General features: G+C 34.4%; 19 protein-coding genes and 1 pseudogene. 12 read left to right on the top strand and 8 right to left on the bottom strand.

Annotated features, from left to right (window positions below; all coding sequences use genetic code 11):
* Nucleotides 1-237: 237 nt before the first annotated feature.
* On the top strand, nt 238-801 hold the full coding sequence (ahpC, locus tag NBG71_RS04385; RefSeq protein WP_006536680.1) for an alkyl hydroperoxide reductase subunit C: 564 nt from the start codon (nt 238-240) through the stop codon (nt 799-801).
* A 69-nt stretch (nt 802-870) separates the two neighbouring features.
* Nucleotides 871-2,436 carry an alkyl hydroperoxide reductase subunit F gene (ahpF, locus tag NBG71_RS04380; protein ID WP_109402331.1) on the top strand — a complete coding sequence of 522 codons (1,566 nt, stop codon included), beginning with the start codon at nt 871-873 and terminating at the stop codon, nt 2,434-2,436.
* A 131-nt stretch (nt 2,437-2,567) separates the two neighbouring features.
* On the opposite strand, the pseudogene NBG71_RS04375 reads toward ahpF, so the two are convergent.
* Nucleotides 2,568-3,041: pseudogene (locus tag NBG71_RS04375) on the bottom strand (tyrosine-type recombinase/integrase); the annotation flags it as partial.
* Between NBG71_RS04375 and NBG71_RS04370 the strand changes: the two are divergent.
* From NBG71_RS04370 to NBG71_RS04360, 3 genes are read left to right on the top strand one after another with little or no spacing between them, the layout of a single operon-like run.
* Nucleotides 2,986-3,324, top strand: a complete 339-nt coding sequence (locus NBG71_RS04370; RefSeq protein ID WP_490561275.1) for a phage tail protein — start codon at nt 2,986-2,988, stop codon at nt 3,322-3,324. The pseudogene NBG71_RS04375 and the gene NBG71_RS04370 sit on opposite strands and share 56 nt — an antisense overlap.
* The gene (locus NBG71_RS04365; RefSeq protein WP_250916575.1) at nt 3,324-4,421 is read left to right on the top strand and encodes a phage late control D family protein; all 1,098 of its coding nucleotides are present in this window, start codon (nt 3,324-3,326) and stop codon (nt 4,419-4,421) included. The genes NBG71_RS04370 and NBG71_RS04365 overlap by 1 nt, the downstream gene beginning before the upstream one ends.
* 52 nt (nt 4,422-4,473) lie before the next feature.
* The gene (locus tag NBG71_RS04360) at nt 4,474-4,692 is read left to right on the top strand and encodes an ogr/Delta-like zinc finger family protein (RefSeq protein ID WP_250916574.1); all 219 of its coding nucleotides are present in this window, start codon (nt 4,474-4,476) and stop codon (nt 4,690-4,692) included.
* Between the two features lie 25 nt (nt 4,693-4,717).
* On the opposite strand, the gene NBG71_RS04355 is transcribed toward NBG71_RS04360, so the two are convergent.
* Nucleotides 4,718-5,464, bottom strand: a complete 747-nt coding sequence (locus NBG71_RS04355) for an abortive infection family protein (protein ID WP_250916573.1) — start codon at nt 5,462-5,464, stop codon at nt 4,718-4,720.
* A gap of 451 nt (nt 5,465-5,915) precedes the next feature.
* On the opposite strand from NBG71_RS04355, the gene NBG71_RS04350 reads away from it, so the two are divergent.
* Nucleotides 5,916-7,040, top strand: a complete 1,125-nt coding sequence (locus NBG71_RS04350; RefSeq protein WP_250916572.1) for a hypothetical protein — start codon at nt 5,916-5,918, stop codon at nt 7,038-7,040.
* Between the two features lie 490 nt (nt 7,041-7,530).
* Here NBG71_RS04350 and catA read toward each other — a convergent pair whose 3' ends face one another.
* Entirely contained in the window at nt 7,531-8,172 is a 642-nt protein-coding gene (gene catA / locus NBG71_RS04345; protein ID WP_250916571.1) for a type A chloramphenicol O-acetyltransferase, read from the bottom strand.
* Between the two features lie 275 nt (nt 8,173-8,447).
* Between catA and NBG71_RS04340 the strand changes: the two genes are divergently transcribed.
* Nucleotides 8,448-8,939 (top strand): hypothetical protein, encoded by a 492-nt coding sequence (locus NBG71_RS04340; RefSeq protein WP_075673630.1) that lies wholly within the window; start codon nt 8,448-8,450, stop codon nt 8,937-8,939.
* 75 nt (nt 8,940-9,014) lie between these two features.
* Here NBG71_RS04340 and NBG71_RS04335 read toward each other — a convergent pair whose 3' ends face one another.
* Genes NBG71_RS04335 through NBG71_RS04325 form a run of 3 tightly spaced genes read right to left on the bottom strand, consistent with a single transcriptional unit; the run spans nt 9,015 to nt 13,496 of the window.
* Entirely contained in the window at nt 9,015-11,528 is a 2,514-nt protein-coding gene (locus NBG71_RS04335; protein ID WP_250916570.1) for a PEP/pyruvate-binding domain-containing protein, read from the bottom strand.
* On the bottom strand, nt 11,512-12,393 hold the full coding sequence (locus NBG71_RS04330) for a phosphatase PAP2 family protein (RefSeq protein WP_075673628.1): 882 nt from the start codon (nt 12,391-12,393) through the stop codon (nt 11,512-11,514). The genes NBG71_RS04335 and NBG71_RS04330 overlap by 17 nt, the downstream gene beginning before the upstream one ends.
* On the bottom strand, nt 12,387-13,496 hold the full coding sequence (locus tag NBG71_RS04325; protein ID WP_250916569.1) for a 1-acyl-sn-glycerol-3-phosphate acyltransferase: 1,110 nt from the start codon (nt 13,494-13,496) through the stop codon (nt 12,387-12,389). The genes NBG71_RS04330 and NBG71_RS04325 overlap by 7 nt, the downstream gene beginning before the upstream one ends.
* Nucleotides 13,497-13,639: 143 nt before the next feature.
* On the opposite strand from NBG71_RS04325, the gene NBG71_RS04320 reads away from it, so the two are divergent.
* The 4 genes from NBG71_RS04320 (at nt 13,640) to NBG71_RS04305 (ending at nt 18,184) form a co-directional block, all read left to right on the top strand.
* Complete coding sequence (locus NBG71_RS04320) at nt 13,640-14,125, top strand: GNAT family N-acetyltransferase (RefSeq protein ID WP_075673649.1); 486 nt, start codon at nt 13,640-13,642, stop codon at nt 14,123-14,125.
* Nucleotides 14,126-14,316: 191 nt separating this feature from the next.
* On the top strand, nt 14,317-15,225 hold the full coding sequence (locus NBG71_RS04315; RefSeq protein ID WP_075673626.1) for an AEC family transporter: 909 nt from the start codon (nt 14,317-14,319) through the stop codon (nt 15,223-15,225).
* Nucleotides 15,226-15,359: 134 nt separating this feature from the next.
* On the top strand, nt 15,360-16,667 hold the full coding sequence (locus NBG71_RS04310; protein WP_250916568.1) for a hypothetical protein: 1,308 nt from the start codon (nt 15,360-15,362) through the stop codon (nt 16,665-16,667).
* A 65-nt stretch (nt 16,668-16,732) separates the two neighbouring features.
* Complete coding sequence (locus tag NBG71_RS04305; protein ID WP_075674341.1) at nt 16,733-18,184, top strand: AMP nucleosidase; 1,452 nt, start codon at nt 16,733-16,735, stop codon at nt 18,182-18,184.
* Between the two features lie 91 nt (nt 18,185-18,275).
* Here the strand turns inward: NBG71_RS04305 and NBG71_RS04300 are convergent, their stop codons facing one another.
* Nucleotides 18,276-19,268 carry a tyrosine-type recombinase/integrase gene (locus NBG71_RS04300; protein ID WP_250916567.1) on the bottom strand — a complete coding sequence of 331 codons (993 nt, stop codon included), beginning with the start codon at nt 19,266-19,268 and terminating at the stop codon, nt 18,276-18,278.
* A 329-nt stretch (nt 19,269-19,597) separates the two neighbouring features.
* A complete protein-coding gene (locus NBG71_RS04295; protein ID WP_191902079.1) occupies nt 19,598-20,632 on the bottom strand; it encodes an isoaspartyl peptidase/L-asparaginase family protein in 1,035 nt (344 codons plus the stop codon).
* Nucleotides 20,633-21,472: 840 nt separating this feature from the next.
* Here NBG71_RS04295 and NBG71_RS04290 point away from each other — a divergent pair.
* Complete coding sequence (locus tag NBG71_RS04290; RefSeq protein WP_156733436.1) at nt 21,473-22,546, top strand: HlyD family secretion protein; 1,074 nt, start codon at nt 21,473-21,475, stop codon at nt 22,544-22,546.
* Nucleotides 22,547-22,551 lie beyond the last annotated feature (5 nt).

The raw sequence follows: 22,551 nt of genomic DNA, 5'->3' as shown, positions 1-22,551 counted from the left end.
ATTAGGTTATGATTTTTCTGTTACTGAGGATAAAGATATTAAACAGAGAGTAGGCTAATAGAAAGTAGGTACAATTTACTTGTTGTGCATTTGCTTTAATAGCTACATTTCGTTAACCTATCTCTATCAATTTCTTCAACTCATTAGGTAAAACCTATTGAACTGATAGCAGGAATGTATTAGCTATTCTCAAGTGGAATAGGTACATTAGACCCATACCAAACAGGAGGAAATACAATGTCTTTAATTAATACCCCAATCAAACCATTCAAAAACATGGCATTTAAAGACGGTCAATTCGTAGAAGTGACTGAAAAGGACGTCGAAGGCAAATGGAGCGTTTTCTTCTTTTACCCTGCAGACTTCACTTTCGTGTGCCCAACTGAATTAGGTGACTTAGCTGATCATTATGCTGAGTTCCAAAAAATGGGCGTAGAAATTTACTCTGTTTCTACTGACACACATTTTACCCATAAAGCATGGCACAGTAGCTCAGAAACTATCGGTAAAATCAAATATGGCATGATTGGCGACCCAACTGGCGCATTAACTCGTAACTTCGAAAATATGCGTGAGAATGAAGGCCTTGCTGACCGTGGTACTTTCGTTGTTGACCCACAAGGTATCATCCAAGCAATTGAAATCACAGCTGAAGGTATTGGCCGTGATGCATCAGACCTGCTGCGTAAAGTGAAAGCTGCTCAGTATGTAGCTAGCCACCCAGGCGAAGTTTGCCCAGCAAAATGGAAAGAAGGTGATGCAACTTTAGCTCCATCACTGGATTTAGTTGGCAAAATCTAAATAAGAATTAAGCCACTAAAAAGTTATTTATCGGGTGTCTCGGCACCCGATTTTATTGAGGGTGCAAAAATGTTAGATAATAATTTAAAAGCTCAATTGAAAGCTTATTTAGAACGATTAACCCAGCCAGTTGAGTTAGTAGCAACATTAGACGACAGCAAACATTCTGCTGATATCCAAGCGCTATTAAAAGAAATCGAACCATTATCCGATAAAGTCACTTATCGTGAAGATAATAACGCTAATGTACGTAAACCATCTTTTCTTATTACCAACCCAGGGAAAGAAACGGGTGTTCGCTTTGCGGGCTCGCCATTAGGTCATGAATTTACTTCATTGGTTTTAGCATTATTGCAAACCGGTGGTCATCCATCAAAAGAAGCACAAGAATTACTTGAACAAATTCGTCAGTTAGACGGTGAGTTTCATTTCGAAACCTATTATTCGCTCTCTTGTCATAACTGCCCAGATGTTGTTCAGGCATTAAACTTAATGGCGATTTTAAATCCGAAAATCACACATACTGCGATTGACGGAGGCATGTTCCAAAATGAAATTCAGGAACGTAATATCATGGGCGTTCCTGCTGTATTCTTAAATGGTAACGAGTTTGGTCAAGGTCGCATGACCTTAGCTGAAATCGTTAACAAAGTAGACAGCAATGCAGAAAAACGTACTGCAGAATTGTTAAATCAAAAAGATGCATTTGATGTATTGATTGTGGGTAGTGGCCCTGCTGGTGCATCAGCTGCTGTTTATTCTGCTCGTAAAGGTTTAAATACAGGTCTTATTGGTGAACGTTTTGGTGGCCAAGTTCTTGATACTGTTGATATTGAAAACTATATTTCAGTACCGAAAACCGAAGGTGCAAAACTTGCTGGTGCATTAAAAGCCCATGTTGATGATTACCAAGTGGATGTGATTGATAGCCAAACTGTTAGTCGTTTAATTCCAGGGGCGTCAGAAGGGGAATTACACCAAATTGAAACGGCATCAGGTGCAATTTTAAAAACTCGTAGCTTAATTATTGCGACAGGTGCCCGCTGGAGAAATATGAATGTTCCCGGTGAAAATGAGTACCGTACTCGTGGTGTAACTTATTGCCCACACTGTGACGGCCCACTGTTTAAAGGAAAAAGAGTTGCTGTTATTGGTGGTGGTAACTCAGGTGTTGAAGCTGCAATTGACTTAGCTGGCTTAGTTGAACACGTAACAGTATTAGAATTTGCTCCAGAAATGAGAGCAGATGCGGTATTACAGAAAAAATTACGTAGCTTAGGCAATGTAGAAGTTATCTTAAATGCGCAAACCACAGAAGTGTATGGCGATGGCACTAAGTTAACTGGCCTAAAATACAAAGATCGTACTAATGATTCTATGCACGATATTGCATTAGCAGGTATTTTCGTTCAAATCGGTTTATTACCTAATACACAGTGGTTAGAAGGTACTGTTGAGCGTAATAAGATGGGTGAAATTGTTGTTGATGCCCGTGGCGAAACTAATATCAAAGGTGTATTTGCTGCCGGTGACTGTACAACAGTTCCTTATAAGCAAATCATTATCGCCGCAGGTGAAGGTGCTAAAGCCTCATTAAGCGCATTTGATTACTTGATTCGCACAACTGCAAAATAAGCAAATCAAAGATAATCAATAGGTTATAGAGAAAGGTATCTTTTTTAAGATGCCTTTTTTTGTACATAAAATCATCAGAAAGGGCTGAAAAGTGCCCTTAAGTGTTCAAGTGTGGACAATATGTGGACACTCTAAACCAGTAATTCTGTACTACCTTTCAATGGGTTATATTGAATGGCATCTTGTAAGAAGTCTGGTGCAAAGTGTGCATAGGTCAACGTTTGTTGCAAATTAGTGTGTCCTAAGATGCGTTGTAACGTAATAATACTTCCGCCGTTCATCATAAAATGGGTAGCGAATGTATGGCGCAATGCGTGGGTTGCCTGACCTAATGCCATACTCGGTTTCACTTTTTTAATTGCTCGACGAAACATGTGATAAGACGTTTCAGTAAAGAGCAATCCTGATTTCTTTGTACAAATCATGTCAGCAACAGCTTGAGAAATTGGTACAATTCTTGGCTTATTGGTTTTGGTGTACGTAAATCTCACCTTATTTTGGATCACATGTTCACGTTTTAGCTTGAGCGCTTCGCCCCAACGGGCGCCAGTGCTTAAACAGAGAACGGCAACTTTTAGGTTGTCACTTTCCAATAATGCTAAAACCGGCGGTAAAGTGTCGTTGTTGGCATTGGAATTAATGGCGGATAGTGGTAAAGCATGGTCATTTATTGATGGTACGGGCACCATTCATGGCATGTTTGTGATCACCGATTTACAACGGACTCACACCGAATTTTTCCAAGATGTAGCCGCCAGAAAAATTGATTTCTCACTGACATTAAAACGGGTGGATGACTCCATCAGTCAGATGTTGGGGGATTTAAGCGACCAATTAGGCATGATGGCCAATGGTGCCGGTGAAGCGATAAAAGGAGTTTTATCATAATGTTGCCAGAAATGATCACCGGTAAAAGTAGCACGCCAGCTTTCGTGTTAATTGCCGGTGATGAAGATATTAGCGCCAAAATTCAAGGACGATTAATTTCGCTTTCATTAACAGACAATCGGGGCTTTGAAGCTGACCGGCTTGATATTGAGTTAGATGATTCTGACGGCGCATTAATGATGCCAAAACGGGGAGAGATATTAACCTTGCATCTTGGTTGGCAGGGTGAAAGCCTTATTCATAAAGGTTCGTTTACGGTCGATGAGATAGAGCATTCAGGTGTACCCGATAAAATGACATTGCGCGCCCGTAGTGCGGATTTTAGGGCAACCCTGAATGTTCGCCGTGAAATGTCTTACCATCAAAAAACATTAGGCGATATCGTCAGAACCATTGCAGGGCGCAATAATGTCACGGCGGTGGTTGATCCTGGTCTTGATACGGTAAAGATTGAACATATCGACCAAACCAATGAGTCAGATGGCAGTTTTTTAACGCGCTTAGGGCAATTAAACGGTGCCACCGCCTGTGTTAAAAACGGCAATTTGCTGTTTATGGTGCAAGGGGGCAATACCACCGCTAGCGGTCAAGCGTTACCTTTAGTGCAAATCACCCGGAGTGTGGGAGATGGACACCGTTTTTCATTGGTGGATAGAGGGGCCTACACTGGTGTGACCGCCAATTATTTAAATACCCGTAAACCGCAAGAGAAAACACAATCACAAATTCGTCGTAGAAAACCCACTACTGATAAACCGAAAAAAGAAGAAGAGAAACAAGGGGAGTATCTTGTTGGTGAAGAAGGTAACGTAATGGTGTTGTCTCATACTTACGCGAGTAAAACCAATGCCGAACGTGCCGCGAAAGCCGCGTGGGAAAAAATACAGCGGGGCGTTGCCTCTTTTAGTATTACCCTTGCGAAAGGACGTGCGGATCTCTTTCCTGAATTACCGGTACAAGTTAGCGGTTTTAAACCTGAAATTGATGAAGCCTATTGGACATTGGCCACAGTGAGCCATTCACTGAACAATAGCGGATTTACCACCTCGTTAGAATTAGAAGTCAAAAGCAGTGAGATAGATATGGATAAGGAATAGTGCCTGTGTATAATTACAGGTAATTTTCACATCATAAAGAGGTAACCCGTTTATGATGATTTGTCCTGTTTGTGGTCATGCCGCGCATACTCGTAGTAGTCAGCAAATATCTTCCGATACCAAAGAACGTTATAACCAGTGCCAGAATATCAATTGTGGCGCAACGTTCGTCAGCCATGAAACCGTAACACGGTTTATTTCAAAGCCTCAGTTGATTGAACGGGTAGAGCCACATCTTGATAAGTATTGTCAGCAGGCATTAGAGATTTAATGCTAAGAGTTGAATAATTTTTAGTTTAAAATATTTCATTCAAATAACCCATTAAGGTTCTAGCCATATTAATCGCCAGTAGAGCATCATGTTTATTAAGCAAGGTATTTTGAGGGTGGGTCATGCTATGGTGATTTCTTAAATTATTCAATCCATCGAAAATACTTCCTGCTCCCATAAGAATTTTAACAATTGGGTTGTCGTTACTGACATTATGAGTTGATTTGTAATTATTACGCAATTTAGCAATAAGACCTGTTATTGCTTCATTATTGCTGAACGTAATATTTTCTTTGTTACATAGATATTGTAAATGGACATGTACAGCTGTATGGATACGATCAATAGCATTTTCTGGTTCATTGTTGTTCAATGATTTTTCAGCTTCATTGATCGTCGCATAAAAAAGTTGATGTGGTGTTTGAATATTTGGTTGAGGTACAATCTTTTGTTTATCGTTTTCAACTATACATCTAATTGATTCATATAATTCCTTATTTTTACGACTTATATTATTCGCAACATTATCAAATTCCCAGATGATTTTCAGGTTATCAGGGTTTTGTAATATATATTGAATAGCGACAATACAACCTTGCTTTAAGCTTGGATTTTTCCAATGAACATCTTGAAGAAAACTAGTATGGTTTCTCGTAAAGTTGTCACAATCAGTACATATAAATAATTCAAGCCAATCACCTTCATTAAGCATTTCCATTAAAATTTTTGCTAGTTCAATTTTTTGCTTTGAATTTAATTCGTCATTAATCATTCTTTTTTCTCCTTTGTTTGAATTATACATTGAAATAAGCCCCTTTTAAAATTAAGGGGCTAGTCACTATATCAATGTGGTCGTTTTTTTTGTGGATGTGGACGGTTTGCTATTAGAATTCAATAAAAACAATGAGTTAAATTATATTATCGGACACCATCCCTGTCTATTTCAAAGCCTCAATTGATTGAGCGAGTAGAGCCACATATTGATAAGTATTGTCAGCAGGTGTTGGGGATTTGATGAAAAGCTTGGAAATGAAGTGAGTAATTTAATATTGGTAATACTTTAGTTTTTTTATAAAGTCATGATAAGTTGTTAGACTATTTTTATTGCTAAACTATCTGAATATAGCTCTTAATTATTTTGTAACTAACTGTGAGAGGAGATGTTTAGCTTTTTTCAAGTGGTTATGATTAACTCTTTATATAGTAAAAATATCGAGAAATACATGAAAGAAATTCAGGTGCCAATTTTAATATCTAATTTTAAACCATTCAGATTAATATCTCGTGATAAATATGATGTATGGAATCCGAGCTTGGAACAAATAAATAATGCTACGTATGACTATGTGAAACTTCATAGAGCTAGTAAGTTTTTCAACGCTCATTTACCAAAAAAAATGCCTGCATGTTTTGGATTTGATGGAAGTTTAATATTTCCATTTATTAACGAATTCAAAAATGATGATTTAGTTGTTGAAGAGGTTAATAGAATACTTGCTTCAGTATTCCTAGGTGGAGTTTATGTTGAATCTATTTCTCCTTTAGATGTTTCGAGAGGATTAATGTATACAAATGGCTACTATCGACATAGTTCTACTCATAGTTGTAATGCTGACTTTCATCGCGCAATTGCTGAGTGCGATGCAGGAAAAATAGCTTCTATAAAATTGCTTGAACCTGAAATTATAAATGTAGATGAAGTTATTTCATCATATAATTACGGGTATAAGATTTTATCTAAATTACCCACATTATCATCATCTCTTTTGATTGGTGCATTTACATATTATAAAAATTATCAGCTTCGAGAATCATTGGCACATGCGTGGATTTGTGTAGAACAGTTACTAGAGTTTATTTGGAAAAAAACAGTAGTTGAAGACGCTAAATCTATAAATATACCTAAGAGACGAAAGTTTATCGAGTCTCAACAATGGAACTCTGCACATAAAATAGAAATGCTATATCAAAATAACTTAATATCTGAAAAGCTCTATTCAGATTTAAGCTTGGCAAGATTTGCACGAAATGATTTTATTCATAAAGGAATAAATCCTTCATATAATGAATCGCGTTCAGCATTAATGGCGTTAATATTATTGATAGAGGTTGCTTCAAAACTTAATGAAGTTATTTTTAATAATTCCAATTTAGAAAATTTTATATCAGATAAGTTAGAGAGTTGCATTCCTCAAACTAATGTAGATGAAAAAATAATAGATGAAAAAATTAATGTAGAATATTGGAAGGAAATGAAAGTAATTCCAGGAGATAAACACTGGAAAGGGGAATATGATTCTTATCCGGATATTACATTATCACAAATCTCTGCAGATAAAGACGAGTAAAGTTTAGTAAAATATATTTGATTTATACTGAAAGTTTTTATTTTAATAATAACTTATAATTATTTTTACATTTATTGAAGCTCAAAACAAAAAGCCTCTCTTGCAAGAGGCTTTCCGAAACGTGGTCAATATGTGGACATTGACGCTGGTTAAATCCTTTTATATCAGTATGTTAAGTTGGTATAAAAAGCCTCATTAAGCGCATTTGATTACTTAATTCGCACGAGTGCAAAATAAGTAAATTAAAGATAATCAATGAGTTATAGAGAAAGGCATCTTTTTTAAGATGCCTTTTTTTGTACATAAGTTATTAGCTAATTAGATACTGATATAACTAAACAAAGTAATATTCGATTCACCAATGAAGAAATTAAATGGATCAAAAAACAAGTTAGATAATTATTGGTTTTCAAATGAGTTGCTTTAATAATAATCCGCTCTTTTATTCAATAGATAAGAGAGCGGTTTTTTTATTTAAAAATCAATATAATCAACCTGAAAATCTATCACATAACTCTTGGAGTTTATTAACCATTCTAGCTATATGAAAACCATCACATGTCGTATGATGAACTTGGATAGATATCGGTAATAAAAATTTGTCATTTTGTTGAGTATATTTTCCCATAGTAAAAATAGGGGGAAAATAATCTTTTATATTAGCGACATTTAAATTAAACCCATCAAAACTTACCCATGGGATCATCGAAATACAGAAGTGATTTTCAGGAAAATTAGCTTTTGCGGATAGACTTAGATTATCTTTATATTTTTGATAATCTTGATTATATCCTTCTAGAAAAGGACACCAATCCTCAAAGTATTCACTCCATAACTCTGAAAAAGTCTCAGTTTCTGGATGAAAAATAGTGTATGCGGGATTGATATAATCCCAAATAACTAAATCGTTATCCTTGATCGCCATTCTAGACTCAGGGTAGCTATTAACCGTTTTCGCAATCAAATAAATCATTACAGGATAAAACTTAAGATTATTTTTAGCTAATACTGTCTTTAAAGCAGTAATATCAATTTTAGTTGTTAAGCTAAAACTACACTGTAGATCATGTCGATAATGTAAGAAATGTTCTTTTCTATTCCATTGTTCTAATTTGATTTTTTGATAATTCATTTTTAAAGCCCTTCTTGTTAAGTAATAAAATTGTTTTTAACGAAGAAGGGCAAAACGGGTTGTCTGAATAGGTAGCATAATCGCTCCTTATATATTTAATGTTTTAGTTAGATAAAAAAAGCAAAATAATAAGAGCGAATTGTTACACTAAATATCAAAAATTAAAGGTATTTTTGTGCTTTTATCAGATTACGATATTATTATTTTGGAGATAAATATTAATTGTATTATGATAAAAAAGATAGAGATACACTTTAAAAATGAAGGGATTTATTATGCAAGCTAAACTTGCTTATCAATGGAAACAACAAAGACGTGGAAGACTCTCTTTTTTAGGCCTAGAAATTGCTTGGACAATTTTCTTCGCTATTGCAGAGAACTTAGCAGATCGATGGTTTATATTACTTTATCCCGAAAAAATAGAGTTGGTTACTGAAAATTATTTTTACTACCAATTCTCTTTCACATCTTATGGCCTAATGGAATTAGTGTTTTTAATAATACAAGTTTACATATTTACGCTTATTTTATCTCAACGTGTGAGAGATATTGGTATAAAATATCCTGTCATTATTTCACTTATTTTTACAGCTAGTCCAATAGTATTAATGCCATATTTTTTATTTAATGCACCAACTATGATGATGGTATTTTCTTTTGTTTTATTACTTGGGGGGCTTGTTGCATTATTAGCACCATCTGCTTATAAAGTTGATATTAACAAAGTCTCAAAAGAGAAAGATAACAACAGTAAAATGGATAGTTAAAAAGTCAGTAAAATAAAAAAAGAAAAGCATCATTTAGATGCTTTTCCTGATCTAGCGGTAATACTTTTCAAGTTATTAGGACATAATCTCAATTATGCCTTTTTGTCCATCAACTCTGACTTTTTGACCATTTCGCAAAATATTCAATACATTACGTATGCCCATTACAGCAGGTAATCCTAACTCTCGGGCTGTAACCGCACCATGGGACAGAGGCCCACCACTTTCTGTAATAATACCAGATGCACGATAAAAGAGAGCCGTCCATGCAGGGTTAGTTGTTCTTGCTACTAAAATGGCATTTTGTGGAAATTCGGCAAAATTCTCTGGGCCATAAACAAGATAAACTTCACCTTCAATAACACCTGCACTACCAGCTAGTCCCTTTAATTGATGTTCATTTGTATTTAATTTATTACAACTATCCTCACCATAGATCCATTGTGGTGTGACTGATTTTGCTTTTAGATATCCTGCCTTGTTTTGGTATATATGATGACGTAACTTATTCCATTCAGTAGGATTATCTGCAAGAATTGCATCAGCTAAAGGTTGTTCATTAGCAAAATAAATATCCATTGGGCAATCTAAAACACTACGGATAACCAATCGCTCTCCTAAAGCTTTTAATCCGCGACGCATAGGTAGGGCTAATCGAGTTGTTTGATAATGCTCTAAGTCATCAAGTGCAGTATAAACACGAGCTAATCGAATAATCTCTTGTAAGAAAAAGCGTAGCTCTTCAGGTGCATCAGAGATAATTGAAAATTCTGTTTCTGACTGCAGGATCTTTTTGCCTAATGGATCATCTGTTTGTTTATCATCTGTTAAATCTGCCATTGCTTTAATTTGAGTTAATACAATATGTGGGGCATCTAACCAAGTAGGATGATATGCATCAAAATCTAATTCTCTATGACCATGATTAGCTAAGAATAAGGTAAATTGCTGGTAAAAATGAGGATCACATACCTCAATTTCTTGCATAATACTTTCAGGAACAATGGATGTTATAAGTTTGATAAGTTGGGAGTGCTGTCGAACATAACGAGAAAGAGCCCAAAGTTCCGCATTCACTTGTCCAGTTTTAGTTTCAGACATAGCAATTAAATTATCGAATGCTGTATGTGCATATTTTTCTTCTTTAAAGAAGAGTTTTAGCAATGCCATCAATGCAGAATAGAGTGAGCGCTGAGTTAAGGATATGGCAATGTTAGGTAAAAAGTAATCAGCACCTAGTTTATTAATTCTTTGCACATAATCCCATAGTTGAGGCAAACTTTTATCCTGCAATGGCTCATTCATCAATGCGCCAATAGAGATTAAATATTTATCTAAATCACGCATCCAAGTGATAGGTAATTCCTGTACCCAACTGAATTTTTGTGCAATTTCAGGCAAAGATTTTAACAGGGTAGGTAAATCATTCATCATCGATGTAGGGAGACGATTACTATACAAGGAAACTGCATTTTGGTTGCCGTAAATATAATAATCTTGCATCCCGAACCATTTACCATTAAATGAAGGAAGCCCCATAAGATTAAGGCTAAAGTTTAATGATGAATGAAAACCCGCTTCACACATATCCCATGTTAATGGTGTGATAGGATTAGGAAATCTTTCTGCTGATTCTTCTCTTGTCCAAATTGGGGCAATTTGTGTCACATTACGTGATTGCAAAAGCCATAATCTTCCATCATGAAATGCCCATTCTATATCTTGAGGGAAATCAAAATATTTTTCTGCTGAGATAGCAAGTTCCGCCACTTGTTTACACTGGTTTGCTGTCAGGGAGGACATGGATTGTTGAGCAGATTTAAGTGGTAATATTTTAGTACCATTATCAACCATAACAATGGCATTTATTTTTTGAGCAATCGTTTCTTGTTTTAATGTGAAACTCTCTCTATCAATAAGAAATTCATCAACAGGATCTTCACCAGCAACAACAGTTTCACCTAATCCAAATGCAGCATTAATTAATACAGTAGAAAGAGAGCCTTGAACGGGATCAACAGAAAAAGCCACACCCGCAGCTTCATTTTCTTGGACGTTAATCATTCTTTGTAGCACAACTGCCATTGATGCTTGAGTATGGGGTAAATTTAAATGTTGGCGATAGAGCATAACGTGAGTGTGCCATAAAGATGCATAACATTGGCGAATTGCATCCAGTAAATTAGGCAAAGTTTTAACACCTAATACCGTATCGTGTTGCCCTGCAAAGGCGGCTCCAGGCATATCTTCTAATGTTCCGGAAGATCTTACGGCTAAAGCGGTATTATTTAATTGGAGTTCATTTAGTCTTGAACTTAAAGAATGAACTAAGCTCTCTGGCATGGATGCTTGTAAAATTAAATGACGAATATTTTTACTAACAACTTCAATTTCTTGCTTTTTTTCTGATAATAAACGATTAATTTCAGGTAGTAAGGGGGTGATAAATAACTGGTAAGCTTGACAAGAGAGGATTAAACCATCCGGAACAGGCAGTGATTGAATTGTTTTTGCTAAACTCGCGCCTTTACCCCCACTAATAGATACTTCAGAAGCAATAGGCTCGTTAATTTTATAAATGAGTTCCATATTCGACCTTATTATTTTTACAAGTGATGTAAAGCACCAATGATGCAAGCAAAGCACCGACAATAACATCAATGCCGTAGTGATAATGTAAATAGACAGTTGCTAAAATAAGTCCTATTAAGATAGGAGATAAGCAATACGCTGTTTTTCGATAACCTGAAAAATAGAAAAAGCCAACAATATAAAGAGTGATCCCTGTATGCAATGAAGGAAAAACATCCATTCCTGTAATTCCTTTATCAACAAGATCAGTCAGAAATAATGTCATGGCACCAGAGTAAACTGGATAGTTAAAATCAGAAGGAAAAGCAGAGTAAGGGCCGGCTGCGGGGATAGAGAAGTAACCAATAAAGCCGAAAAAATACATTAGCATTAAGCCGAAAAAATAGTTTTTAGTCAGTATATTATTTCGGCTAAAAAAGAAGAAAAGGGCACTGCCAATAATCAAGAAGTAGAAACTAAAATAGCAAAAAGAAAGAAATTCACTTAGCCAGCCTGACTGTAAATAAATTGTCCATTCTGGCAAGCTTTTTCCAAGCCATAGGAATTTATCTAATTTATATAAAATATCATCAAAACTCCATTGATATAAACCATAGCGGATCGACTTAAACAGAGGAAAAATAGTCCAACAAGCAATCAGTTGTAATAAACCAAACCAATAGAATCGAGAATAAGAGGTTGTTTGTTGTGTTTTGTATCCAACAAAAACGAGTATCACCCATAAAAAGAAGCCTAAAAATATGGGGAACAACATTTCTGTCGCATTCGTTAACCAACTTCCATAAGCCCCCAATGCCCAAATAATAAACAGTTGTAGAGAAAATAAATGGTTAAAAAGCATCCTGGCTTTCATGGTTAACATATTTGAGCGCCTTTCTTCCTTATTAAGATAAAACCGAATAGTGCACTGGCTAAACTTATACCAATAAATACAGGAAAAAAGAATAGGAGTACGACTAAGATGGGAGCCCAAATGGCAGTCGCAATAGCGCCACCTAATATTTTAAAAAAGCTGATAGTATTCCGAGCATCAGCAAAATGAGACGCAATAAATGACGATAATAATATTGGAAATAAAATATACATGAATAAAAATGAAACATAACGCCAAATTAATATAGAAAATTGAGAATTTCTTTCTATATTTTGATTATCATTATTTGATCTATACAGATTGTTTTGATAGTCAATAAAGGATTCAGCATAAGAATGACCGTCCTTATTTTTATTAAAAGCATAGGCTGATGCTTTCTCAAAAATATCAATATTTGGACAATTAATAGAAATTCTATTTAGTGCTGTAGAAACTTCCGTATGAATATTTTGTTCCCATTCTCTGGTTGACAAAATATCTTTTTGTGAGTTTATAAAAATATTTTCGCCAATATAAACTTCAACTTTTGAACTGAATTTATCAGGGGCTATATAAAACAAGCCCATAGGGATAATATCAAAAACTACTCCCTCACTGATTAATGTTCTAATAATTCTCGCAGCCCCTCGTTGATAAGGTAATGGCTGGAAACCCCACTCACTACTGCCTTCTGGAAATAAGAGTAAATCACCACCTGCTTTTATATGTGCAATTGCAGCCTCAGAAGGACTTGAAAATATATTTGCATTTACACCTAAACGTTGTTTATCCTTTTTCCTAACTACGGGAATGCCCGTAAAAAAAGTTCTCATTAAAGGACTGTTTAATAATTGAATTGATGCTAAAGCCTGAGCTTGAGGAAATGCCTTTAATGCAATATAACCATCAAAAGCACTGTTCCGATGACTACATAGAATTAACTTTGGATGTGTATTTTCAGCTTGATATCTATTATGGTAAATAAGTGAAATTTTGGAAAAGTAGATTTCTCTAATTGCACTTGAGATGCATTGATAATAAAAAGGGAGCGGAGAACCTGCAACAAACGAGGAGGTTTTTTTTATTGGAGAAGGTAATATTGAATTAGGCATAAGATTTCCTTACATTATTCCTTCTGCAAAAACATATCACGCTCTTAAAAAAAGTAACACTAAAAAATCAAAATTTAAAATGCATTGTTAGAATAAATTATTTTACTAATTTGAGGCTCTTAATTCTAATGAATAAAATGGAAATGAGAATGATTCAGCTTAGGCTTGCAGAGCCACAAGAAGCAAAAAGATTGTGGTATTTACGAAATCAAGCATTACGATTTGGTTGTAAAAATGTTTACCCATCAGAGATTTTAGCCGCATGGACTCCTGATGAAATGCCAGAAGGTTATCGGCAGGCTATTATCGATAATCCATTTTATGTGATTGATTATCAAGAATACAATATACCTGTTGCTTCGGGTTTTTTAGATGTTAAAACGGGTTTTGCTGAAGCCATTTTTACATTACCTGAATACATGGGAAAAGGATTTGCAGGGTTAATTTTAAAGCAACTAAAGCATGAGGCAATTAAAAGAGGACAATCCAAATTATTTTTAGATGCAACACCTAATGCAGTATTATTTTATTTAAAACAGGGTTTTAAAGCATTAGAAGAGCGTGATTATTATTCTGATTTAGCGAAAGCAAGCTTACATTGTTACCGCATGTACATTGATTTAGATTAGCTACTTGTATTTCGATAATCTTAAAAGGATTATTTTTATAATGGACTAATAATAAAAAAGCTATTCTTAAAATGCGGTATAAATTTATTTTTATCATTTTTTGAATTAGCTTTTATATTAATAACATAAAATAGCAATCCTCATGATGTTGCGATATTGTAAAGGATTACAATATCTTTAGGATAAATATTATGCAAAATGTGTTATTAACGTTATGGCCGTTATTTGCGTTAATTGCGCTAGGTGCAATTTTAAGAAGAAATAAAACGTTTGAACCAGCATTTTGGGTGGGGGCTGAAAAACTTAACTATTTTTTACTTTTTCCTGCCTTATTGATAAATAGCTTGGCAAATGCACCTTTATTGGATCCTCAATTACCCCACCTTGCTGGGGCTATTTTTTCTGTCGTTTTAATTGTCACTATATCGTGCGTTATCTTGAAAAAAATAACAGGGTGGTCTGCTGGTCGCTTTGGTGCAATTGTTCAAGGCAATATTCGATTTAACACTTATTTAGGTTTAGCAATTGTTGCTGATTTATTTGGGGTTGAAGGTTTGGGAATAGCTGCTTTGATTTTAGCAACACTAGTTCCCCTATCAAATGTGACCTCAGTACTTTGTTTAACAGCAGGGCAAAATGTGACTTTGCGTCAGCTGGTATTGCCTATCATAAAAAACCCTTTAATTATTTCTTGTGTTATTGGCATCATAATAAATTTGTCAGGGATTGGGCTTCCTTTTGGTAGTGATCAATTCTTGAAATTGTTAGCTGCAACGAGTTTACCTTTAGGCCTTATTTGTATTGGTGCAGCATTGCATCTATCAACACTAAAAGCAGAAAGCAAAATGATTGGTATTAACACTGTTACCCGTTTGCTTATAGTACCGATAATCGCGTATAGCGTTGCTTATTTTCTAGGTCTATCTTCATTAGTTATGATGCTTTTAGTTATTTTCTTCTCTATTCCAACAGCACCAACTTCTTATATTTTAACTCGTCAATTAGGGGGGGACTCTGAGTTAATGGCGGGAATTATTACATCTCAGACAATGTTTGCTGCAATTACATTGCCTATCGTATTAAGTTTTCTATCAGGATAATTTTTTCGAGACATCAATGTAAGTAAAATATCCTTTATCTTTAAGCAACTATAATTTTGTGGTGTTTTTTTATATAAAAAAATAATATTTTTTATTATCTTTATTTTTCATTTGGTTAAAATGGGAAAATAAAAATGATTATTTCAAATGCAAATATCAGTTGTAAAAAAGCAACTAAATTATCGGATAATTCGCCATCTAAATTAATGAGTATTTGGGAAAAAATAAAAGATTGGTTTGGGCTAAGCCAGCAAGAAAAAGTATTAACCTTAATTAAAAACATCCACTTTAAAAAAGATGCAACAACTTTAGAGAAAAATAGAGATTTCTTTGATCTAAAAAAAATTGCAGGAGATCACTATAAAAACAATTTAAGGTATAAAGTGGAGAATGATGAAATATCTTATATTATTGATTTTGGTGATGATTCCATTGAATCTAGAAGTAGTATTATACCATTTATTGAAGCTATAAAAAATGAACTTAATCTTGATTTAAAAAATTATAGTAATGAAGATCTAACTGCATTTATTAATAATTATTATAAATTATCTACATTAAGTAATAAAGAAATAAATTATGAAGAAAAAACTATTGCGTTTATAGCGGTTCTTATAGAATGCATTAATGCTAATAAAAAACCTCTTAGTAAACAAGGTTTTTCTCTTAATACTTTTGATGATAAAGAATTATTTAATGATAAATATGAATATTTAAAAGAAAATAGTAAAAAGTTTTTTGGAAAAATTAATACCAAGAAATTAATCGATAATATATATGATTCTGCAAATCAACATAAGTACAAAAATCTTAGAGAACAGGTAGAAAAAGATATTCCAAGATATGATTTAAAATTCAATGATGAAAATATATCTGACATTAGTGTATTAGAGGAAAAATTAAAACCATTAAATAATAAAGATACTATGATTATTTTTGAATTGCTTAATCAAGGTATTTTTCCAATGATAAAAGATTCTTTTGAAGAATATGATCCTATTGCTTCAATGTATTCCCCCTTTACAGGAAAGACATCTGTTAATATAAAAAATAAAGGTAACTTATACACTATAATTGTTAACAATGAAAAGATAATTACAGAATCTGATATTAATAAAGTGAGTCAGTTATCAGATTCTATTTTAAATGATTTTGATTACAATTCTATAAATTTATATATGAAAAATTTTATCGACTCCCCTGTATCAAAGGAAAAGTTAGATGCTTCATTAGCTCGGTATAAAAGTGAAATGAAGAAGAGATTTATAGACAACGTAGACAACATAGACAACATTGGCGATAAATTTAATTACAAAGGAAGTAGATTTGCTTTGCTGGAAGAAAATATGAATATTAAATTTGAATTTAATCCTGACTTAATGAAAAAACTATCCATTTCAACTAATGAAAGTAAAGTTGAATACAGTTTATTAAAATCTTGATTTGGGATAAAGGGGGCTTCTTGCTATTATGGTTATAAATCAATAATAAGTAAGAGGCTCTTTTTATGTCACAACCTCATCACCTTGAAATCCAAGCAGTTATTACCAAACTAAAAGAACAATATCAAAATGCTGTTGATGCATTACGTAATGCAATTGTTGATTACGCACAAGATGGAAAATTACCCGATGTAAAACAAAGAGCTGAAGGATTATTTGCTTATCCTCAATTAACGGTACATTGGTCTGGTGAAACGAAAGTGGAAGATAAAACAAGAGCTTATGGGCGTTTATCTCGCTCAGGAACTTATTCTACCACTATTACTAATCCCGCTTTATTTGAAAATTATTTATCAGAACAATTGCAACTTATTGCTGATGCCTACTATACAACTTTTGAAGTCAGCGCCTCAAAACAAGAAATTCCTTATCCTTTTGTCATTGATGGAACAGGCATTGGCTTTGATAGAAAAATGAGTGCTTCTTTAGCTAAATATTTCCCGACAACAGACTTATCTAAAATTGGTGACGAAATTACCGATGGATTAATTTGTGATAGGGATATTTTACCACTTTCTCATTTTGATGCTTTGCGTACAGATTTTTCATTGGCTCGTTTAAAACATTACACCGGTACATTACCTGAAGATGTTCAACCTTATATTTTATTCACTAACTATAACCGCTATGTTGATGAATTTGTTCGTTGGGCTTGTGAACAAGTCGCAGACAAAAATAGTCCATATTGCGCGCTTTCTTGTGCTGGCTTTCAGCAAATTACGGCTGAAACTGTTGATCCTGAAAAGTTAATATCCGATTTAACTTGGAAAAAATATCAAATGCCAGCCTACCATTTAATTGCAAAAGAAGGTCCAGGAATAACATTAGTTAATATTGGTGTAGGGCCTTCAAATGCAAAAACAATTTGCGATCATTTAGCTGTTTTACGCCCTCATGTTTGGTTAATGATTGGCCATTGTGGTGGTTTACGTGAAAGCCAACAACTTGGCGATTATGTATTAGCGCATGCATATTTACGTGATGATCATATTTTAGATGACGTATTACCACCTGATATTCCAATTCCTAATATTGCTGAAGTGCAGCGCGCGCTTTACGATGCAACAAAAATAATTAGTGGAAAACCGGGGCATGAAATAAAACAAAGATTAAGAACAGGAACTGTTGTGACAACAGACGATCGTAACTGGGAATTACGCTTTTCTGTCTCAGCTAGACGATTTAACCTAAGTCGCGCCGTTGCTGTTGATATGGAAAGTGCAACAATCGCAGCACAAGGTTATCGTTTTCGAGTTCCTTATGGTACGTTATTATGTGTATCTGATAAACCTTTACATGGTGAAATTAAATTACCCGGTCAGGCTAATCATTTTTATGAAGGTGCAGTATCAGAGCATTTACAAATTGGTATTGAATCTATCGAGTTACTTAAAAAGGAAGAGGGTAGCTTGCATTCTCGTAAATTGAGAACTTTTAATGAACCGCCTTTCAGATAAATTTTAAGTAATAATAAGTCCCAAATTATAATTAATTCAATAATTTGGGATTTTTATTGAATTTCATCAAAAGTAAGTTATTTAAAAAAATTTAAAAACGTAAATGTCTCGCTGCTTTTCTTAGTCGATCATCTCCACGCCTATCATAACGTTGAGTCGTCATAATACTGGCATGCCCCATGGCATCTTTTACAGTGACAATATCTTCACCATTATCAAGCATTGCAGAAGCAAATGTTCTTCGTAGATCATGAGGAGCAAATTTATCAATACCACTTTCTTGTTGTCGAGTTTCTAAAATATAGTAAATGGCTTGATCGGTGATCCGCTCATCGGTGACATCATCAAACCGACGAATGCGAGTAAAAAGAGGACCATCTTGTGTGCCTCTTATTTCATCAATCCATAATTGAACACGATCCCAAGTATCATCGGGCATATAAGACATACGTTCTTTATTACCTTTACCTCTAACAAGAAAAGCTTGATCACGAAATTGAATGTGCTCATAGTTAATAGCCACTATTTCTGAACGACGCAATCCACAACCTAATAACACACTTAATATTGCTGCATCTCTTAAACCTTTCGACGAATTGTCTTTTTCACAACTTCTAAATAAAGCACGAATTTCATGATTTGTTAGAGCTCGGCCTTTGGGTAATCTACTTCCTCTTACCGATTTAACTTGGCGGATATGCTGATAACTTTCAGTATCCATTTGTTTCATTGCCCAAGCTTCTAAAGCGACACCTTTTAACGCAGCAAGATAAGTATTGATAGTAGCGGGGGCTTTATTGGCATCAGATAACATGTCAATAATAGCTTGAATATGATGACGGCGAAGTGCTCCCCATTGGCAATTTTTAAGAGAAGAAAAACCGATCATCTTAGCAACAATAGTTAAAAACGATCCCATTGTTTGACGACTACGTTTTGAACCCAAACTCATTAAATATGCCATTGCAGGATTAGTATGAGTAGGCGAGGTGAATGTTGCATTCAGATCCAATAATGCTTGTTTTTCAGACAAAACTAGCGATGTTTCAGGTGTTAATTCCTGATCGTCGTGGTGAAATTCCACTGTGATTTCCTTATTAAATCAACATAACCATGATGAATATTCTATCAGATCCAAAAAAGAAAAAAGCTACTTTTTCAAAGGATCATTTTAATAAGTAGAGATGATCTTGTTTGTTTTCGCATCAGAGTGATGGTGATGTGAGCTATTTTAGCGTGAATAAGCATCAAGAGAATTTTTGGTAAAAAACGAGGCAAGTCGTGTTAAGAAAAAGTGCAGGGAATAAGAAGAGAAAAAGGGGGGATATACCGTTTTCACACCCAATTTTTACCGTTATTCTTGAGTCGATAAAGGTAAAATTTTGGGTGTGAAATAATCAATAGCTATTTAAATCACTCTTTATAAATTGCGACAACAGGTTTTCCGTCATTACCAATTGTGCCACGATACATACCTTCAGAATTAAAACTCATTGTGTAGTTACCTGTTTTATCTAATACGATAACACCACCACTACCATTAATGGCTTTAACTTCATCAAGTGCATTTTGAGCAGCCTCTTCTAAAGGTAAATTTTTATATTTAACTTGGGCTGCGATATTGAAGGCAGTTAATGTTCTGATAAACATTTCACCCGATCCTGTTGCGGATACAGCAACCGTTTCATTATCAGCATAGTTACCCGCACCAATAATTGGGGAATCACCAACTCGGCCATAACGTTTGTTTGTCATTCCTCCTGTAGAAGTTCCTGCCGCCAAGTTACCATGTTGATCAAGAGCAACTGCACCAACAGTGCCATATTTATAATCGTACATCATAGGATCAACAAAAAGTGCCGCTGTTTTACCATCATGATCTAAAACAACTTGTTCTTTTTCTATTGCTTTTTGAAGTTGTTGCCAACGATGTTCGGTTTTAAAATAAGAAGGATCTACAATAGTAAGCCCTTGTTCTTTAGCAAAAAGATCAGCACCATTTGATACCATCATCACATGTGGACTTTTTTCCATCACGGCAATGGCGGCGTTAATTGGGTTTTTAATAGTGGTAACACCTGCAACAGCACCGGCTTTACGGGTTTTACCATCCATAATAGAAGCATCAAGTTCATTACGACCATCATGAGTAAAAACGGCACCTTTCCCCGCATTAAATAATGGTGAATCTTCCATGACATTAATGGATTTTTGAACAGCTTCTATGCTGGTGCCTCCACTATTTAAAACAGCATATCCGGCATTTAATGCTTCGGTTAATTTTTCTTTATATTCCTTTTCTTGTTCTGGCGTAATGGTGTCTTTAGTGATTGTTCCTGCACCACCATGAATAACAAGGCGAATAGGGGAATCGGTATTTGCGAAAACAGAGGTAGCAAACAGGGTGCAAAGTGTCATTGTGGCAAGTTTATATTTGATATTATTCATATAACCCTTCTTGTTTTTAATTAAAATTGACTGGATATCATCATATGGATTTTACAATCTTGATCTTGAATTCTAATTAATTACATCAACGTACTTTGATAACTAATTGCAATAATCACTATATAAAAAGTTTAAGGTATAAGTGGTCTGAACACTCAACTTTCTTTTTAATTTGTCGATCTTCATCATGGATTAGTTTGTTTTTATTTTTTAATAGAAAGAAATCAATGCGTTGTGTTTTTTAGTATTTTTTCTTAATGAAGGGAATAAATATAAATCGTAGCTAATAATATTTTTAAAAAATAAAAATAATAATGCTATTTTTTACTTTTTATTTTCATTTATATGATGAAATTTAAACTATAAAATTTGTTAAATTATAAAAAAAATACAATTTTTGATGATTTTAAATTAGGAAAAACTCAATTGTAAATTGAAATTATTTATCAATAAATTAATAGAACTTTAAATTTAATTAATAGTTGATAACTTTTGTTACTATTTCACCTGTATTTTTATGTAATAAATACGGAGTTTCTATATACAATTTGTGTCTTTCCTTGAATAATCAAAAATAGATGATGGATTATGTGATAAAAGTACTACATTAATTTGAGTTAAAGCTCTATTATAATAACATAATATTTATAATTCATAAGGTTAGCTTTTTATATTTTATTTTTTATAGTGAGTGCGTTAGCGTTATCAATACAAATGAACTATTTTTAAATAGATATAAAATAAAAATATACGTCTCATTATTTAACTATTTTCTTACATACAGCGGATAAACATATTTTTGGTATTCTTTTATGGCTAAAGGAAGGTTAAATAATTTATATGAAAAATCAAAAAAAGAGTCGTTTTTTTGTTTATAGCATCATTCTCGTTGCGATTGTTGTCGCGGGAGTTTTTTGGTGGAAATCTCAAGCACCAACACTTCCTTCAGGATTTGCTCAAAGTAATGGGAGAATAGAAGCAACAGAAATTGATATTTCAACGAAAACGCCGGGAAGAATAGACTCTATTTTAGTTCAAGAAGGTGATTTTGTTAAAGCGGGTGAAGTGTTAGCAAACATGGATACTCGAACACTTAAAGAACAACTTCATGAAGTTCAAGCTCAATTAAACCAAGCAAAAAGCAGTGTGATCACTGCGCAGTCTGCATTATCACAACGTAAAAGTGAACAACTTGCAGCTCAAGCTGTTGTTCGTCAACGTATCGCTGAACTTGATGCCGCCCAAAAAAGACTTAATCGTTCTCGTGCATTAGTAAAAACTAATGCCATTTCTATTCAACAATTAGATGATGATATTGCAAGAACAGAAGGGGCAAGAGCAGCGGTTGAAGCCGCTAAAGCGCAAGAAACCGCAACGATAGCGGCAATAGAATCGGCTAAAGCGGGGATCATTCAAGCCAATACAAAAGTGGATGCAGCAACAGCAACCGAAAGACGTATTTTGGCGGAATTGGATGACAGTATTTTAAAAGCACCGCGCAATGGTCGTGTTCAATATCGTGTTGCAGAGCCTGGTGAAGTTTTAGGTGCTGGCGGTCGTGTATTAAATATGGTTGATCTCAGTGATGTGTATATGACTTTCTTTTTACCAACAGAAGCCGCGGGTAAAGCTGCATTAGGAAGTGAAGTTCACATTATTTTAGATGCCGCACCTCATATCGTTATTCCTGCCAAAACAACTTATGTTGCCAGTGTCGCTCAATTTACACCCAAAACGGTAGAAACAGATAACGAAAGATTGAAACTCATGTTCCGTGTAAGAGCTCGTATTGCTCCTGAATTACTTGAAAAACACCTTGAATATGTCAAAACAGGTTTACCCGGACGTGCTTATATTCGTTTAGATCACAACCAATCTTGGCCAACTGATTTAGAGGTGAAATTACCACAATGAGTCAA

Source organism: Proteus sp. FZP2095 (genome assembly GCF_023701425.1).
GTDB classification, from domain to species: Bacteria; Pseudomonadota; Gammaproteobacteria; order Enterobacterales; family Enterobacteriaceae; genus Proteus; species Proteus cibarius.
This window is presented reverse-complemented; position numbering and strand designations above follow the sequence as displayed.

Excerpts from the sequence above, each read along its gene's own strand:
- NBG71_RS04335 (WP_250916570.1), bottom strand. The coding sequence starts at position 11,528 with ATGGAACTCATTTATAAAATTAACGAGCCTATTGCTTCTGAAGTATCT.
- NBG71_RS04340 (WP_075673630.1), top strand. The coding sequence starts at position 8,448 with ATGCAAGCTAAACTTGCTTATCAATGGAAACAACAAAGACGTGGAAGA.
- NBG71_RS04290 (WP_156733436.1), top strand. The coding sequence starts at position 21,473 with ATGAAAAATCAAAAAAAGAGTCGTTTTTTTGTTTATAGCATCATTCTC.
- ahpC (WP_006536680.1), top strand. The coding sequence starts at position 238 with ATGTCTTTAATTAATACCCCAATCAAACCATTCAAAAACATGGCATTT.
- NBG71_RS04355 (WP_250916573.1), bottom strand. The coding sequence starts at position 5,464 with ATGATTAATGACGAATTAAATTCAAAGCAAAAAATTGAACTAGCAAAA.
- NBG71_RS04320 (WP_075673649.1), top strand. The coding sequence starts at position 13,640 with ATGAGAATGATTCAGCTTAGGCTTGCAGAGCCACAAGAAGCAAAAAGA.
- NBG71_RS04330 (WP_075673628.1), bottom strand. The coding sequence starts at position 12,393 with ATGTTAACCATGAAAGCCAGGATGCTTTTTAACCATTTATTTTCTCTA.
- ahpF (WP_109402331.1), top strand. The coding sequence starts at position 871 with ATGTTAGATAATAATTTAAAAGCTCAATTGAAAGCTTATTTAGAACGA.
- NBG71_RS04365 (WP_250916575.1), top strand. The coding sequence starts at position 3,324 with ATGTTGCCAGAAATGATCACCGGTAAAAGTAGCACGCCAGCTTTCGTG.
- NBG71_RS04295 (WP_191902079.1), bottom strand. The coding sequence starts at position 20,632 with ATGAATAATATCAAATATAAACTTGCCACAATGACACTTTGCACCCTG.
- NBG71_RS04350 (WP_250916572.1), top strand. The coding sequence starts at position 5,916 with ATGAAAGAAATTCAGGTGCCAATTTTAATATCTAATTTTAAACCATTC.
- catA (WP_250916571.1), bottom strand. The coding sequence starts at position 8,172 with ATGAATTATCAAAAAATCAAATTAGAACAATGGAATAGAAAAGAACAT.
- NBG71_RS04305 (WP_075674341.1), top strand. The coding sequence starts at position 16,733 with ATGTCACAACCTCATCACCTTGAAATCCAAGCAGTTATTACCAAACTA.
- NBG71_RS04325 (WP_250916569.1), bottom strand. The coding sequence starts at position 13,496 with ATGCCTAATTCAATATTACCTTCTCCAATAAAAAAAACCTCCTCGTTT.
- NBG71_RS04315 (WP_075673626.1), top strand. The coding sequence starts at position 14,317 with ATGCAAAATGTGTTATTAACGTTATGGCCGTTATTTGCGTTAATTGCG.
- NBG71_RS04360 (WP_250916574.1), top strand. The coding sequence starts at position 4,474 with ATGATGATTTGTCCTGTTTGTGGTCATGCCGCGCATACTCGTAGTAGT.
- NBG71_RS04310 (WP_250916568.1), top strand. The coding sequence starts at position 15,360 with ATGATTATTTCAAATGCAAATATCAGTTGTAAAAAAGCAACTAAATTA.